This is a genomic window from Acinetobacter sp. GQ146 (assembly GCF_059758585.1).
Genome location: NZ_JCAXDV010000001.1, coordinates 324478 through 342102 on the forward strand (window position 1 = coordinate 324478; position 17625 = coordinate 342102).

Genomic DNA, 17625 nt, shown 5'->3' on the forward strand with positions numbered 1-17625 from the left:
GTCTGTTTTTACAAGGTTTCTAATTTAGGTTTTTTAGCAATCTTCTTCTTGGCCGACTTAATGTGAGGATCCAGTACATAGTTGATTTCATCATCTTGCACATCAATCCAAATCTGTTGAGGAAGCTTTTGTTCACTAAGGGCAAGTAAAATTTCTGTTGCTAGCGCGGGTAAAATCGTTGCATTTAAAATGTGGTCAATATTGCGTGCACCACTATCAACTTCGGTACAACGGTTTAGTAACAGTTCTGGGACTTCAGCACTGTACTGCACTTGTGTTTGATATTGCTGTTCTAGTCGTTGAATGACTTTCGCTAATTTATGCTCAATAATCTGAATTAAAAGATCATCATGTAATGGGAAATAGGGAACGATGCGCATTCTACCTAAAAAGGCTGGCTTAAATTGCTGATATAAACTTGGTTTAAGTTGATCTAGCAATTGTTCCGCGGTTGGCCATTGCTCAATGGGTTGATTTAAGCAGGCTTGCATAATGGCACTGGAGCCAGTGTTGGAGGTTAGCAAGATCGTGGTGTTTTTAAAGTCAATTACGCGACCTTCACCATCTTCTAGTGTTCCTTTGTCGAAGACTTGATAAAACAGTTCTTGAACATCACTATGGGCTTTTTCAATTTCATCCAACAGCACCACACTATAGGGATTGCGACGCACAGCTTCAGTTAATACGCCACCTTGACCGTAGCCAACATAACCTGGAGGTGCACCTTTTAATGAAGAAACGGTATGAGCTTCTTGATACTCAGACATATTGATGGTGATGAGATGGGATTCACCACCATATAACTCATGTGCCAATGCCAAAGCGGTTTCTGTTTTACCGACCCCACTTGGTCCGACTAGCATAAAGACACCTTGAGGCTTATTGGGGTCTTCCAATTTTGCTTTAGATGTTTTAATTCCTTGCACCAGTTGCTTTAAGGCATAAGGTTGCCCCATGACACGTTGAGAAAGTTGTTCTTCTAAACTTAAAATTTGTTTAATTTCATCACTGACCATATTGCCGATAGGAATACCAGTCCAGTCAGAGATAATTTCATGAATAATCGTTGCATTTACGCGTTCAAACACTAGCGGATGCTGACCTTGTAGAGTACGCAATTGTTTTCGGAGCTCAGCGATTGTTTCAGTTGGCTGTTGTGTACTACTCTGTTGCATCGCTTGAATTTGTTGCACCAGTGCTAATTCTTGTTGCCACTTTTGTTCTAAAGTCTGGATATTTTGTTCTAATTGTTGAATGGACTGTTTAATCTGGTGGATACGTTCATTATGAATCGCATTAAGCTGATTTTCCTTTTCAAGGATATTTAGTTCTAATAGCAAATTATGCAATTGCGCCTTATCTTGATCTAAGGCGACTGGTTGCGCATTCTGAGTCAATGCAACCCGTGCAGCAGCCGTATCTAATACACTAATTGCCTTATCTGGAAGTTGTCTTCCTGTAATGTATCGATGTGAGGCATGCACTGCGGTAATAATGGCTTCATCATCAATTGCGAGTTGAAAATGGGCGGACATGACTGGAATCATGGCGCGCAACATATCAATCGCAACAGCTTCACTTGGTTCTTCAACTTTAATTACTTGAAAGCGACGACTCAAAGCGGCATCTTTTTCAAAGTATTGTTTGTATTCAGCCCATGTCGTTGCAGCAATTGTTCTCAGTTCACCACGGGCAAGCGCAGGTTTTAGTAAATTCGCAGCATCGTTTTGCCCAGCTTGACCTCCAGCTCCAATTAGGCTGTGGGCTTCATCAATAAATAAAATAATAGCTTGGCTTGAGCTTTGGACTTCTTGAATAATTTGTTTGAGTCGGTTTTCAAACTCACCTTTGACACTGGCACCTGCTTGTAACAGCCCCATGTCTAAGGTCCGTAATTGCACATTTTGGAGTGCTGCAGGCACATTATTTTGTGCAATTTTTAATGCGAGACCTTCAACAACAGCTGTTTTTCCAACACCGGGTTCACCCGTTAAAATTGGATTATTTTGACGGCGGCGCATCAGAATATCGAGCATTAAACGAATTTCATGCTCACGACCAATGACTGGATCAATTTCACCTCGTTGTGCTTTTTCCGTTAAATTGATGGTGTATTGATCTAGTGCAGGTGTTTTGGCAGATTTTTGCTGTGTAGTATCGGAGCTCACATCAGATTTGGGATGCTTTGCTGTAGTTGGCTCAGATTCAATACTTTGTTGACATAATTCCCCAAATTGATGCTTCATGCTGTCAATTGGAAAGTTTTCTAACAGTGAAGATGCTCGGCTGGCAATTTGAAAGAGATCTGAAGCCGTAAGTAAGGCGACAAGAAGATGGCTACTGCGAATAACGGGCTTTTGTTCAGCAGAGGCGACCAACCAAGCTTGTTCAAATAATCGGACAATCGATCGTGCAAAAATAGGGGTGCGAGTATTGCCTTTGGGTAATTGAGCAATACTCTGTGATAAATCATGAATTAAATCAGGTTCAGAAATTTTATATTTTTTTAGTAATATTTTTAAATCGTTATCAGCAGGCTGTTTAACAATTTCAGAGAATAAATGTTCAATTTCTATTTCAAAATTTTGTTGAGAAACACAAAAATTCGCTGCCTTTTCAAGTGCCTCACGCACAGGTATAGACAATTTTGTAATTAAAACTTTTAAATTATTCATCATGGATCTCAGCTTTTGAGACTAAGAATAAATGCTTACTTTAAAATAAAAATATACAGTGAATAAGCTATTAATAATAAAGTAATAATCAAGTTTTCTTAGTCAAAAAATCATAACTTTTAATATGAAAAATTATGTTTTTAATTAATTGGTATAAAGTCGTGCGCATCTTATACCATAAAATTTAAGAAAAAAAGTGTTATTTACACTTGCTAATTGTCATAAGTTGACGAAATTTGTCTTGACGAGTGCGGTTATTTTTTAGTTAAATCTGCCTACTTTAAAAATACATAAAGTAAAAACCAGTGAATGTGGTTAAAACTTTAGATAAATACTTTATAAACAGAGGTTGTTTTGAAAACTAATATTTTGATATCTGCATGTTTATCATTGTGCTGTGTATCTATGAGTACACTCGCGAGTAATGCAGAAGTGGATATTTCAAGAAGCTGTATTAAGAAAAATCCGCTGATTGCTGGTGAAACAGATTCTGTTTTATTAAAAACCTATGCTCAAATCTGTGATAAAAAAAATGCAGATAATAAAAATGGATATTTAGTTCAAGCTGCGCAACGCTTTCAGTTGATTGGGAAAAATGAAAAAGCATTAGCCATTGTTCAGCAACTTGAAGCAGAAAAAGTGCAAGGTAATACACTGACCGATGTTAAATTTTTAGCAGCAACTGGTATTGCTAATGATGCATTAAAACAGATGCGTCAGAAAGAAATGCGTTATTTAAGTTCAGATATTACTTACCCTGCTGCGCAGGATTTTACGCGGGCAATCAATTCAGCTAAACCCGCTTCAGTGTTGTTAGAAACAGCACTTAATACTGCTGAAAAGAATCCAAGTTCTTCTAAATCGTCGAAAGCAAAAACCACTAAAGTATTTGCTTCGAAAAGTAAAACTAAATCAAAAGCCAACCCTCCAGCAAACAAAACGAAACCCAATACAAGCATAGCGAAAACAAATACAACTACGAGCAATACCAGTAGCAATCCTTTTGCAGGTCTATAACAATTTAATTTAAGGTTAAAAAATCATGGCTAAACGAGAAAGCGTGCAAAAAAAATTGCAACGTATTCGTCCTCCACGTGTTCAATTAACATATGACGTTGAAGTGGGTGAAGGTAAAGAAATCAAAGAATTACCCTTTGTTGTTGGGGTGTTAGGTGATTTTTCAGCGGCATCTGAGCATGAAAAAACGAAATTAAAAGATAAGAAATTTATCAATGTTGATTTAGAGAATATTGATGAAGTCATGGAATCACTGGCACCTCGAGCAGCGTTTCAGGTAGAAAATACCCTGACAGAAAAGGGTGGGCGCTTTGGGGTTGATTTGACCTTTAAATCTATGGATGATTTTCGTCCAGAAAATATTGCGCAACAGATTGAACCACTGCGTAAATTGGTAGAAGCACGTGAACGTCTGACCGATTTACGCAATAAAATTTCAAATAGTGAGCGTCTAGAAGATTTACTTGATGAGGTTTTGAAAAATACTGAGCAAGTTCGACAATTGAGTCAAGAAGCAGGAGCAGACAATGAGTAATATGCAATCTGCTCTTGCTGTTCAAGACAATAATACTGAGCTGACTTTATTAGATTCAATCGTAGAGCAAAGCCGTATTGCCAGAACTGATGATGAACATGACCGGGCAAAAAGTCTGATTGCAGAACTTGCAAAAGAAGTCATGTCTGGAACTATCACAGTCTCTGACAATATGTCTATGTCGATTGATAAACGTATTGCTGAAATTGATCATTTAATTTCGCAGCAACTCAGCAAAATTATGCATCATGCCGAGTTTCAGAAAATCGAATCAACTTGGCGTGGGCTATATTATTTCTGCCAAGAGTCACCTTCGAATCCTTTAATTAAGATTCGCATGCTTAATACCACCAAAAAAGAATTGATTAAAGATTTTCAAAGTGCGACTGACTTTGATCAAAGCACGTTGTTTAAGAAAATCTATGAAGAAGAATATGGGTCATTTGGTGGTGCGCCGTATGCAACCTTAATTGGGGACTTCGAATTTGATCGTACACCAGCAGATATGTATTTGCTGGAGCAGATCTCTCATGTGGCTGCAGCATCGCATGCACCATTTATTTCTGCCACAAGCTGCAATATGTTGGGACTTGAATCATTTACCGATATTGACCGGCCACGTGATGTTTCTAAGATTTTTGAGACAGCTGAATATGTACAATGGCGCTCTTTCCGAGAAAGTGATGATGCGCGCTATGTTGCATTAACTATGCCACGTGTTTTGGGACGTTTACCTTATGATCCGAAACAAGGAACCCAAACCGAAGGTTTCAATTTTGTTGAAGAGGTTTCCGGCCAAAATCATGATGAATATTTGTGGATGAATGCTGCTTATGCCTTTGGTACGCGTTTAACCAATGCTTTTGATATGCATGGTTGGTGTGCCGCGATTCGCGGGGTGGAAGGTGGCGGTTTAGTCGAAGGGCTGCCTGTACATACCTTTAAAACCAGCGATGGTGAAGTTGCATTTAAATGCCCAACCGAAATTGCAATTACAGACCGTCGCGAAAAAGAGCTGAGTGATTTGGGCTTTATTCCTTTGGTGCATTGTAAAAATACTGATTATGCAGCATTTTTCGGTGCGCAATCTGCACAAAAGCCTAAAAAATACGATAGCGATACCGCAAATGCCAATTCAGCTTTATCCAGTCAAATCCAATACATCATGGCAGTATCTCGCATCGCACACTACTTAAAAGCAATGATGCGAGATAAAGTCGGAAGTTTTGCTTCGGCAGGAAATGTTGAAGCCTTTTTAAATGAATGGCTTGCTAAATATGTATTACTGGATGATGGGGCTTCTCAAGAAGCGAAAGCACAATTTCCTTTAAGAGAAGCATCCGTGAAAGTTGTAGAAAATCCAGCACAGCCTGGTCACTACAAGTCTGTGGTTTTTTTAAGACCACATTTCCAGCTGGACGAGTTGTCCGTCTCTTTGCGACTTGTCACTGAGTTGCCTCAGTCTTCTAATTAAATTAAGAACAGCTAAATAATTAAGAACTTTATAATAGGATAATTCCATGAAAGATATATACGTCGAGTTTCGAGGTAAATACAAAGTTGATGGTGAGTCACGCGACTCAGAGCATAAGGGCTGGTTAGAGGTAAACTCTTGGGCACACAATATCCGTCAGCCAAAATCTGCAACTTCTTCAAGCGTCGGTGGTCATACGGCTGAACGTGTGGAACATGCGGATATGCATTTTGTCAAAGACTTGGATGCAACGAGTCCTAAACTTTGGGAAGCATGTTCAGCGGGTTATACCTTTGATGAAGTACAAATCGATTTTTACCGTGCCAATGGTGATAAGCGTATCAAATATCTTCAAATCAAACTTAAGCATGTCTTAGTTTCGAGTGTAGCGCCAAGCGTGAATGAAGAAGGTGTACCAACTGAAACCTTTGGTTTGAAATATGCTGCGGTTGAGTGGACGTATAACCAACAGGATATTAATGGTACTGCGAAAGGTGCTGTGACTAAGAAATGGTCATTGTCTAATAACACGGCATCTTATGCTGCTTAATTAAACAACGACCTGAAAATAGGGGACAGCATGGCTTGTCCTCTATTTTTTGAATAAATCACTGTTGAATTTAGATCATCAAAATGAGCTTAGATCAGTTGTACCCTTACGGTTTCCGTTCGACACTTTTTGACCGTTTACTGCCAGAAAATGAGACTATAAACGGTTTGTCATTACAAGAATTAAGACAGTCTGTTGCGAATGATCTTGAAGATTTACTGAATAGTCGTGTGGCAAAGTTAGATGCGGCTTTAGACCAATATCCCTTGGTTAAACAGTCAATTATCCAATTTGGCATTATAGATTTTGTTGGTTTATCAACCGCAAATCCATTAGATCGAGATAAGATTTGCCAATCGATTGAACAATCTATTTCTGCGCATGAACCTCGTTTAAGACAAGTCAAAGTCGAAATGCTATTAGATGGTCACAATATGGGGGCACTCTGTTTAACCATTCAGGCCTTTTTAAATATTCATCCTCTGTATGAACCTGTGGTTTTCGATGCTTTATTAAAACCTACAACACAACAATATGTTGTGTCAGCCCAGTCTTAAGCTTTCAGGATAATATTGTGATAGAAGAACTTTTACCGTATTACGAAAAGCAACTTCAAGAATTTGGGCAACAGTCGCGTGATTTTGCTAAAAAGTATCCCAAAATTGCGCAACGTTTATCATTGAATCAAGAACAAATTGATGATCCGCATATTGAACGGCTTATTCAAGCCTTTTCCTTGATTGCCGCTAGAATTGATAAGAAGTTAGTTGATAGTTACGACCTCTTCACCCATTCTTTGTTTGAGGTGATGTTTCCGCAATATTTACGTCATTTCCCTGCCTGCACAGTCATCAGTTTTGAAGATATTGAAAAGCAAAAAAAATTAACTGAAGTCCATGTGATTCCTGCCAAAATTGCACTCAAATCCAGAAGTGTTAAGGGGGTTCAGTGTGAATTTAAAACCAGTTTGGATGTGCATTTATTACCCATACAGCTGAAAGGGTTAGAGTTCACTTCTAATCAAAGTTCGCATATTCATTTAAATCAAAATGCATCATTAGCATTTTCTTTCGAAATTTATAATGGAGCGGAAGATTGGCTAGAACATCAATCACTTCCGATTTATTTGGATGCAATATCAAATTTTCCCTTACAGTTTTTGGATGCGGTGTTTAGATCAGAAACTCGGTTCAGTATAAAATCGGGTCAACATGTCGTATATATTGATAATCCCTTTACTGTTATGGGGTTTGGCGAAAATGAAAGTGTATTACCGCGCGATCAACATACTCATCATGCTTATCGCCTGTTGATGGAGTATTTTTGTTTTCCAGAAAAATTTAATTATTTAAACTTGAATCTAAACTTTCTTAAGCAATTAAAACTACACGGTCAACATTTTGAATTGCAGGTACACTTGAAATTAAATTTAAGTGATCCCGTCCTAGTTCATAATTATTCTGCATTAAGTACTGCGAATTTTAAACTCTTTACCAGCCCAGCCGTTAATCTTTTTGAAAAACAAGCCGAGCCACAGAAGATTGATCATAAAAAAATAGAATATCCCATTTTAACCGATGCCCATCATCCAGAGTTTTATCGGGTATATTCTATTTTAAAGATGCAAATGATAAGAGAAAAACATGATCAAGAAGAAGTGAATTATCCAATTTCTCCTTTTTTTGCAATGAGTCATGCACACAAAGATAATCTTCAATATTTTTATACTTTAAATACAAAACAAAATCAGAAAAACTGTGAAATATTTTACTCCATTCTTTCTAAAAATCTTAATCCGCAAGAAATAAAATCTGACTTTATTAGCTCAACTTTGCTGTGCTCGAATGGTAACTTGCCTTATGAAGCCATGAGTATGAGTCATCAGGTTTTAAATTCCACCAGCACAGGATTAATTCGCAGAGCATTGGTATTAAAAAGACCTTCAGCGTGTTATGCATTTTCGGGAAATAAATCTGAACAATGGCGTCTGGTTTCTCACCTTTCACTCAATTTAATGTCTTTAATGCAAGATGATTCGGTTCAGCCCATTCAGGAATTACTGACTTTATATAATTTACCGAATTCACAAGAAAATCATTTGCTAATTAATTCAATTCAGCAGGTCAGGTTTGAGCTCAGTCATAAAATGATGGATATCAAGCCATTTCCAGCATTTGTGCGTGGTTTAAAGGTCAGTCTAGTGATGAAATCGGAAGTTTTTCGAGGGCATAGTCTGTATCTATTTAGTCAATTATTAAGTCATGTTTTTAATTTAAAAGTTCAGATGAACAGTTTTATCGATCTGAATATCATTGATGATCAATCAGGACAGGAGTTATACCAATGCGTGCAGAACGTTGGTGGCAAGAAGCTTCTGTAATTGATAACTTATTTCAAGTTCCTACCGCTTATGAGTTTATACAAACGACACGTTTGTTACGTCATCAGCCTGCATTAAAACAGGGGTTGGATTGGTCGAGTCAATTCAGTTTTGAAAGTTCAATTAATCTGAATTTCCCTGCGGCAGAAATCGAGTCATTAACCGTTAATGATGAAAAAGTTGAGATTAAGAACCTGATTGTTGGGTTGATGGGGATACAAGGAGCTTTACCCTATACGTATACGCAGAAAGTAAAGCTAGCACCTAGAAAGCAACGACTTGAAATTCAGAAATTTATCGGGCTATTCAATCATAAGTTAACCAGTCAGTATGTCGACTCTAGCCTAACTTATCATTTACCTATTCGTTATGAAATTGAGCAAGAAAACCACTATTTAAATATTTTACATGCTTTGAGTGGATGTCAGAAAAATCATAAGGGAGATACGGATTTAGTACATTTCTTTGCTGAGTTTTCTGGTCTGTTGCAAGGTCAAAATAATAATGTGCATGCGATGCAGACCATGTTGTGTTGTGTATTAAAACAGCAGGTGCATATTCAAGAATTTATCACTGAAACATTTTATTTGAGCGATAAGCAAAAAACCTGTTTGGGCGGGAATCATCAAAGTTCATTGGGTATAAATACCTTTTGTGGTGAAAAAATTCGCCAAGTGGATGGAAAGATTGAAATCCAAATTGGTCCATTAAGCTATCAAGATTATTTGGATTATTTACCGCAAAAAAGTTTAAGTCTAAAACTCAAAAAAATAGTCCAAAGTTGGTGTAGCCCAACATTACAGGTCGATGTTCGCCTTATTCTCAAAATGGACGAAATGCATTCTATTGTTCTCAGTTCTCTGGGAAATATGGGATTAGGGCAGAGCAGCTTCTTGCTGTCTGATGATCACCAAGAACACCAACAGTTTTGTTATCCGCTGATTCGGGAAATTTCATATGCTTAAGCTAATAGTAAGTACAGTCTTAAGTGTATTTTTCTTAAGTTCTGCTGTCGTGATTGTCTATTGGCAAGATTCAAAGTTCGAGCCTACGGCTGAAGATTTATTCCTGTATTTGTTTTTGTTACCCAGTGTCATCAGTTTAATACTGTTAAGTCCATATTTAATTTGGACTGGGTATAAAGCCGCATCGCAGAAAAAACAGCTGAATGAGCAGATGCAGGCGGAAAGCAGTGTGACTGACTCAGTCGCAAATAAAACAGCGGATGTGGAGCATATCCGATTGCATGTGTATGCAACCTCATTGCAGAGTGCAATCGGAAGGAACCAAGAGGCGTTTCATCAAACTTTGGATATGCTTGCTCCAACATTAGATACAGTCCTTATGAATCATATTGGTAATCCAATTTTATCGTACCGTATCGAGGAGCAATTGACTGCTGCTGAAGATGAGGAGTTTGAAGATTCATTCATTGCAAACATTCAGAAGCGGATTCAGCACTTTATTCAGAACGAGTTATATGAAAACGAAGAGGTGTTACTCAATGTGGTTGAGCATTTAAAACAATCGGCTATGTTTTATGATCAGCAGCTTGCCTATGAATATCGTATTCATCCTGCTTGGATCAAGGCAGATGCTCAAGAGGATGAAGAGATCCCTGCTCTTAAGGATATTCCACGTTTAAATCATCTCAATGTACATCTGGTGCTATCCGAGACTTTATTGCATGTTTGGAATGAAACTGAGAGTGAGCATCTTATACAGGATTTTCTGCATAACTTAGGATTGCTGCCGCAGCAGCTCAAGATTCAATATCACTATTGGGATATCCACAATTGTTATTCAAAATGGATGAATTTATTAAAAAAAATCCAAAATCAGACTGCTGAAGTTTCATTTCTTTTGGTGGCAGATTCGGCATTAGACCAAGAATTGATTGATGATCATAGTTGGCGGACCGATCAATATATTCCTGCTGAGTTTGTCGGTAGTTGTTGTATTGCAAGTCAAACAGTACAGATTTTAGGACAGCCTCATATAAAAGTTCTGGATCTTGTTCTGAATGAAGTAAATGCAGCAGATGCTTTAAAACGATTGAATATTGAAAATCTTGAACAATATGAATTAGAACAGCCATTTATTGTGTTGCCTGACAATATTGCCCAGCCTCGGGTTATTCAACAGATTTCAAAATATTTTGACTCTTCGTCGATACAACCGCATCACCATCTATATAGCCATTACAGTTTAGGCCATACCCAAAATCTGGCCAAAATCTATGCCTTTATTTTGGGGCTACAGGTACCTGAATCTGTTCATGGTTTTGTTTATAGCTTAGATGCTGCACAGGCTTTAATGCATGTTTATGCCGAAGATGACTTAACTGAATTTAACCAAACATAATATTAAAATTGATGAGAAAACAATGTATATAATTTTAGGCTACTTATGGCAGTACATTACCAACCCCAAAGCCATTATTGCCCTTTCATTATTTGTGGCACTGCTATCCTCATATAATGTGATTCCTCGACATATTTTTATTTTGTTATGCGTGGCCTATGTTGTGGGCCTGATCGGTTATGGCATTTATTGGTTAATACAACGCAGAAAACATGAGCGCCAAGGCGAAGAACTCGCAGAGGCGATTGGTAAAGAAACTGATGCAGAATATGGCCAGACAAAAAATAATGAAGAATTAAAGCTGATTCAACAGCAGATGAAAGAATCCATCCAATTGATTCGGAAATCCAGATTGGGGGATAAAAAAGGCAATGCAGCACTTTATGAATTGCCTTGGTATATGGTGATTGGTAATCCTGCTGCTGGAAAAAGTTCAGCAATTTATAATTCTGGTCTCAAGTTTCCATTCGAAGAATCGCATCAAAAAGTGGTTTCTGCAGGGCTGAGTGGAACGAGAAACTGTGACTGGTTTTTTTCTACAGACGGTGTATTACTCGATACCGCAGGTCGTTATTCAGTTTATGCCGAAGATCATGGAGAGTGGTTGGGCTTTTTAAAATTATTGAAAAAAAACCGTCCCAAAGCTCCCGTGAATGGCCTGATTGTGGTGGTCAGTATTGCGGAACTGATTAGCCAAAGCCCAGAAAAGTCGCTTAAATTAGCGAAAAATTTAAGAGCACGTATTCAAGATTTGACCGAGCGATTAGAGGTTTTTGCACCTGTCTATGTTGTCTTTACCAAAATGGATTTGATTGCAGGTTTTACGGAGTTTTTTGATTGCTATGATGGTCAAGAATTTGATCAGGTTTGGGGGGCAACACTCCCATATCATCCTGAATCTGCTCCGAATGCGTCTGAATTATTTGAACAGCACTATAATATTTTATTTGATGGATTGAAGAGTGTTAGTACCACACATTTAAGTCGTCGGAACGCGCAGAATATTTCGCCAGGGGTGATGACTTTTCCGTTGGAATTTAAAACGCTTAAACCTGCGGTAAAAACATTTATTGCTGCACTATTTGAAGATAATCCCTATCAATTTAAGCCTGTTTTCCGTGGTTTTTATTTTACCAGTGCCCTGCAAGAGGGCATGATTGAAAGTCCAATGACTGAGCAAATTGCACAAGAGTTTGATCTAACATTATTAGAGCAACCTGAGCATTCTCTTGCAGTGACTACTCAAAATCATGGATATTTTTTAAAAGGATTATTTTCAAATGTCATTTTAAAAGACAAGAATTTGGTCAAACAGCATATTAACCCTATGCGTAAACGACAACGCTATTTGGGTTTTATGATTGCTCTTTTGGCCGTGTCGTTGTGTCTAGGTGCATGGGTTTGGTCTTATCGAAATAACCAGCAGTTAATTGTAGATGTGCAGGCTGACCTAAATAAAGTAATGCAAATGGAAAAAAGTACAGGCAGCGAATTGGCTACACAGTTTGATGCCTTATTAATTTTGCAAAATCGCCTGCAGCAATTGGATAGTTTTGAACAGGATCGACCATTTAAATTTTCATTTGGCTTATATCAAGGTCAAGCATTAAGAGAAAAGCTCGAAGTTGAGTATCTGAAGGGGATTCGTCAACTGGTTCTAGAGCCCTCCCAACAAAATATCGAGCAATATTTACAGCGGGTGAAGGCAAATGAAGCCGTATTGAAAGCAAATCATGCCAATGTTCAAATTCAGCAAGCATCTGCACAGCAAAGCCCTCAGTATTTTGAACCTTCAGATAATAATCCCCAAGATGCTTATAACGCTTTAAAAGCTTATTTGATGATGAGCAATCCCGAATATATGGATGCCAGTCATTTAAGTGATCAGGTCACTAAATTTTGGCGTTCTTGGTTATTGGCGAATCGAGGAGCAATGCCTCAAGCAGAGCTGACTCAAAAAGCAGAGCAAGTGCTGAGTTATGCAATGACATTGGCCAATCAGAAAAATTTTCCTGTCTTGGATGCGGATACGCAACTGGTTGAGCAGACACGACAAGTGATGGTATCTGTGGTGCGTGGGATGCCTGCACGGGATCGTGTTTATAATGAAATTAAAATGCGTGCAGCGGTTCGCTACCCAGCTTTAACCGTTGCCCAAATCGTCGGTGAAAACAATAAAACTATCGTAATGGGGGGGTATGCATTACCTGGCGTATTTACTTACCATGCATGGGATGATTATGTTGCAAAAGCAATTGATGCAGCCGCCAATAAACCAACAGATACAAAAGATTGGGTGCTTAACACGACTCAGTCAGATGATTTAACGTTTAGTGGTAGTCCTGATCAAATCAGAAAACAACTGACACAGTTATATAAGCAAGAATATATTGCAGAATGGAAAAAGTTTCTTAATGCTGTGCATTATGCCAAAGGGACGGATTTTAAGGCTGATGCTCGTATTGTTGATATTTTGGGAGAGTCCCAAAATTCGCCAATACGTCTCTTTTTAAATCGCGTGGCGCAGGAAACCAGTTGGGATAATCCAGTTGTTCAAGCGGAGCTTGCTGCCCCTCAAACAGGTTTTGTGGCTTGGTTTAAACGTAAAATTCTAAGACAAAATAATGAAGATGCTGTAAAAAAAGCATTGCAGCAAGCCCAAGGACCGATATCTCAAGAATTTGTTGTGTTTTATCAATTGGTTCGTAAGCGTGATGATCAGCAAAATCAATCATTATTGGATGAGTATTTAAACAGTTTGTCGCAGGTACGAAGTAAGTTTAATGATCTGAAAAATGCAGGGGACATTGGTCCAAATGCATTAACTGTGGTGAAACAGACAATTAATGATCAGGCATCTGTATTTAATAATACTCAAAAAATTGTAGATGAAAAGCTCACAGTTGGTTTAAATGCGACAGATCAGCAAATGTTACAGCGTTTATTGGTTAGCCCATTAACGCAAGCATTTAATGCATTGTTGTTACCAGCCCAAGATGAAATCAATAAATTATGGCAGATGCAGGCCTATCAACCGTTTAGTCAAAATTTGGCAAAGAAATATCCATTTAATCCAGCGGCAACTATTCAAGCCACCAGTGGTGAAATTGGTCAAGTTTTTGGTGAAACTGGCAGTATTGCCCGATTTGTGAAAGAAAGTTTAGATCCATTGGTGATACGACGCGGCTATATGCTGTCATCGAAAACATGGAAAGATTTAGGGATTGGTCTAAATCCACAATTTGTGATGAATTTCCAAAGTTATGTTGCACCTGCAAATGGGGTTGCGACTGGAGAACTCAATCAAACTGCGGCAACTGCAGCGGCAAATCAGTCCAATTTTCAGTTTTATCCTTTGCCAAATCCAAAGTTGCAGTCGTATAGCATTGATATTGATGGGCAACGCATGCTGTATGAAAACGGTATTCAGCAATGGGTGAACTTTATTTGGCCAAATCCAGGTGCAATTCCTGGAGTACGAATTACTGCGGTCGATTTAGAGGGACAAACCCATACCATTTTTGATGCACCAGGTGAATATGGCATTAATCGCTTAATCGATTCGGCGCAACGTAAACCGCAGAATGGAAGTTTTGAAATGACATGGGCTGATCCTAAAAATCCAGCCTTGTCGGTTAAACTCAATTTCCGTCTGATTAGCGGTAATAGTGGCAGTAATGTCGGTTCTGGACGCGGTTATGCCGGTTTGCAATTGGTCGATAAAGTGGTCATGGATAAAGCGGTTCGTGTTGTTGCTGCCCAAGTTGCACCTGAGGCAATCAAACCTGATCAGTCGGGGAATACTGCCGTATCCAATCCGCAATCATCATTGTCAGGAGTGAATAACTAATGCAGCAATGTTGGCATCGAGATGCGGGAGGTTCAAATGCAGATCATTAAATCCACATCTTTGTATTTTGGTAAAAGTCCTGCTCGTGGTGATTTTTTAAAAAGCAAAGGGCAATCTGCAATCATCAATATGATTGATCGTTGGATGACAGAGGCATTGGAGTTGGCAAAGAAAAATGCCAACTTCGATGAAGCTTATCAAAGTCTGCCCAGTCTAGATTTTTTTATAGCAAATCCTGTCGAACAGATGTTTTTGCTAGCGAACTTAGCGTCTAGTGAAGATTCATCGGGGCGAAAATTTCCAATGGTTTTAAGTCATTTAATTGAAGTTTCGCATCCTGCACTGAATTTGTCTTATGCCCCTTTGCTTTATAAACCGACCTTAGTCCATTTATTTCAGCAGAATAAAAGATTAAAAACAGTCCGAGATCCTGAAGAGTTAGTCGAATTATTAGCGGATTTTAGCCGCGACTTGTCGCAAACACATGCCAATACACACTTAGATTTTTTTGATAATCATACGATGCATTCATTTGCAGGATTAATGAAACTGAATAGTTATCAATTGGCGCAAAGCATGATAGGTCTTGGTTTATTACTCCAACCAATCCTTAATTTTGGTGTGGCCAAGCTGAATAAGGTGCTGATTTTACCAATTCATAATGCGCGTTATAGTTATGAAATAGCAGCATTTTGGGTCAATTTAATCAACATGTTTCTTGGTCATCAAAATACCGAAGTTTTGATTGGCTTATTCCATCAGCATGAGCCTGTTTTGTTATTTGGTTTCCAAGGTGCAGATATTTTTGCCCTAAGTGATATTTTTTCACAAAACTTCAATTCGGAGCGCTGGGTTTCATTGATTGATGCTGGGTGGATAGATACTTATTTGGAGCAAAATGCTGGATTAGCCGTATTGGAACAAGCGCTTTGTGAGCGCCAGCTTAGCTTAAATCAAGGCATCAAACTTTTTAAACAAACGTTTATACATGGTTAATAAGAAAATGAATGCAATCAATAAAAAACTATTTAGCTCACTAATGTTTAGTGTTGGACTATATTGCAGCTGTTTGGCTTATGCACAGCCAATTATTGTTGAAGGTGTCGTTCCGAATGAAGCCAGTAAACAGGCGATTTTACAAAAATTATATGCGGTATATGGTGCAGATCAGGTGGTAGATAAAGTCCAAATTCGTGCGGTTGCTGTACCAAACGGATGGAATGATTTGGTGACGCGTGTCATTACGCCTGATTTAAAAAAAGTCAGTGCTGGAAAGTTGGCGGTAAAAGGCACGCAGGTCGAATTAACTGGAAAATTGAATAATCCGAGTGAAATACAACCGATTACTTCGATGTATCAGTCTTTGGTGCAACCACCGTATCGAATCAATGCATTACTTTCTGCGAATCAATCAGAACAGAAAGTTGTCGATGATGCCTTAAAAGATCGGATTGTTGAATTTGAATCAGGAAGTGCCATTTTGACTGCATCGGGCACAAAAATCCTTGATGAGATGGCGGTTGCTTTAGCTCAGGTACAAAATAAAAATGTCAAAATTATTGGTCATACCGATAGTTCTGGTGATGCAAAGAAAAATGCACAGTTAAGTTTAGCGAGAGCTGAAGCCGTTAAAGCGTATTTGATTGAAAAGAAAATCGTTGCAGAACGTTTGAGTACGGCTGGTTTAGGCTCAGAAAAGCCTGTCGCAGATAATGCAACTGTAGAAGGGCGAAAGAAAAATAGAAGAATTGAATTTGAAGTCTTATAGTTTATTTTTGAGGAATTAGATTATGGCTACACCTTATATTACGGTAGGTTGCCCTACAACGGGGGGCGGGAAGGTGATTTCGGGTCAATCCAGCTATTTAATTGACGGTATTGCTGTAGCCTGTGTTGGAGATAAAGCAACATGCCCATTACATAAAGTCGTTGCTACGATTGTTGTTGGTGATCCACATATGCTGGTGATGGGGAAAGCGGTTGCTCGTGTAAATGATGCTTTATCTTGTGGATGTAAGTTATTGCCCAAACAAAATTTAGTGCAGGGTGCGAACTGATCTAAAACGGGCTACCGATGTGTCGAGGTATTACAGTTTTGACGATCATATATTCCCGAAACTTAGAGGGATACGCATAGAGCTTCAAAGCCATGACAAAAAATTGCTGCTGTGACGAAGTCTAATGCAAACTTGATTTTGTTTGCTGTTCTATCAGATTGAGCTAACAGCAGTTTGGCTTTTCAAGCATCGATCTGCTTTCAATTGTGCTGCAAAATCTTGCTGGATACATTTACAAGTACTCTTTAAAACTTTGAGGAGCTAGTTTGCTGTGAGCATCATGCTGATCCATGTAAAAACTCTTGATCTAAACTCATTTAGGGCCAGTGCATTCGACATTATTGTTTTGATAGGGGCAGTAAAAAGGCTGGGTTTAAGAAAGCTTAGCTTGCAAATGATCTTCTGGAATTAAAATTTTAATACTCAGGGGCAGCATTTGGCTGTAGTCCCGACAGTCGATGTGTATTTCTACTTAACCTTTGGGCATTATTTTCTCTTCTTTTGCGCTGATTAAAAGCCGATTTTTTGCTCTTGCTTGCCGATTTTTTTATGCAAAACCATTCAGCAACCATTCTTTTGCATGGTTGTTCCATGCTTTAAGGCTGTTAATCTTCAGAAGCGGCTCCAAGACTCAATGATTGAGTTGGAGGTGCAAGTTATATTTTTAAGAGCCCCATAATTCAGGATGAAGAAGGTGTTTTTGAAAATATCAGCTTGTTAAAA

Annotated in this window: 12 protein-coding genes and 1 pseudogene; 12 read left to right on the plus strand and 1 reads right to left on the minus strand. The window is 38.5% G+C overall.

The window, feature by feature from the left end:
* Positions 1-8 precede the first annotated feature (8 nt).
* Entirely contained in the window at positions 9-2675 is a 2667-nt protein-coding gene (gene tssH / locus AC6CHI_RS01525; protein WP_498119406.1) for a type VI secretion system ATPase TssH, read from the minus strand.
* A 354-nt stretch (positions 2676-3029) separates the two neighbouring features.
* On the opposite strand from tssH, the gene AC6CHI_RS01530 reads away from it, so the two are divergent.
* The 12 genes and pseudogenes from AC6CHI_RS01530 to AC6CHI_RS01585 all read left to right on the plus strand — a co-directional run bounded on the left by AC6CHI_RS01530 (position 3030) and on the right by AC6CHI_RS01585 (position 16902).
* Positions 3030-3692, plus strand: a complete 663-nt coding sequence (locus AC6CHI_RS01530) for a hypothetical protein (RefSeq protein ID WP_498119144.1) — start codon at positions 3030-3032, stop codon at positions 3690-3692.
* Positions 3693-3717: 25 nt separating this feature from the next.
* Positions 3718-4227 carry a type VI secretion system contractile sheath small subunit gene (gene tssB / locus AC6CHI_RS01535; RefSeq protein WP_458890808.1) on the plus strand — a complete coding sequence of 170 codons (510 nt, stop codon included), beginning with the start codon at positions 3718-3720 and terminating at the stop codon, positions 4225-4227.
* Positions 4220-5701 carry a type VI secretion system contractile sheath large subunit gene (gene tssC / locus AC6CHI_RS01540; RefSeq protein WP_458890807.1) on the plus strand — a complete coding sequence of 494 codons (1482 nt, stop codon included), beginning with the start codon at positions 4220-4222 and terminating at the stop codon, positions 5699-5701. Before tssB ends, tssC begins: the two co-directional genes overlap by 8 nt.
* Positions 5702-5747: 46 nt before the next feature.
* Positions 5748-6251: an Hcp family type VI secretion system effector gene (locus tag AC6CHI_RS01545; protein WP_016165884.1), complete on the plus strand. Its 504-nt coding sequence runs from the start codon at positions 5748-5750 to the stop codon at positions 6249-6251.
* A gap of 83 nt (positions 6252-6334) precedes the next feature.
* Complete coding sequence (gene tssE / locus AC6CHI_RS01550; protein WP_458890806.1) at positions 6335-6808, plus strand: type VI secretion system baseplate subunit TssE; 474 nt, start codon at positions 6335-6337, stop codon at positions 6806-6808.
* A 17-nt stretch (positions 6809-6825) separates the two neighbouring features.
* The gene (gene tssF, locus AC6CHI_RS01555; RefSeq protein ID WP_498119145.1) at positions 6826-8631 is read left to right on the plus strand and encodes a type VI secretion system baseplate subunit TssF; all 1806 of its coding nucleotides are present in this window, start codon (positions 6826-6828) and stop codon (positions 8629-8631) included.
* A complete protein-coding gene (tssG, locus tag AC6CHI_RS01560; RefSeq protein ID WP_498119146.1) occupies positions 8595-9596 on the plus strand; it encodes a type VI secretion system baseplate subunit TssG in 1002 nt (333 codons plus the stop codon). The genes tssF and tssG overlap by 37 nt, the downstream gene beginning before the upstream one ends.
* Entirely contained in the window at positions 9589-10995 is a 1407-nt protein-coding gene (locus AC6CHI_RS01565; protein WP_498119147.1) for a hypothetical protein, read from the plus strand. Before tssG ends, AC6CHI_RS01565 begins: the two co-directional genes overlap by 8 nt.
* 22 nt (positions 10996-11017) lie before the next feature.
* Positions 11018-14845 (plus strand): type VI secretion system membrane subunit TssM, encoded by a 3828-nt coding sequence (gene tssM / locus AC6CHI_RS01570; RefSeq protein WP_498119148.1) that lies wholly within the window; start codon positions 11018-11020, stop codon positions 14843-14845.
* 36 nt (positions 14846-14881) lie between these two features.
* Complete coding sequence (gene tagF / locus AC6CHI_RS01575) at positions 14882-15841, plus strand: type VI secretion system-associated protein TagF (RefSeq protein WP_498119149.1); 960 nt, start codon at positions 14882-14884, stop codon at positions 15839-15841.
* A gap of 76 nt (positions 15842-15917) precedes the next feature.
* Positions 15918-16613, plus strand: a pseudogene (locus tag AC6CHI_RS01580) (OmpA family protein); the annotation flags it as partial.
* A gap of 22 nt (positions 16614-16635) precedes the next feature.
* Positions 16636-16902, plus strand: coding sequence for a PAAR domain-containing protein (locus AC6CHI_RS01585; RefSeq protein ID WP_498119150.1), 267 nt, complete (start codon positions 16636-16638; stop codon positions 16900-16902).
* Positions 16903-17625 lie beyond the last annotated feature (723 nt).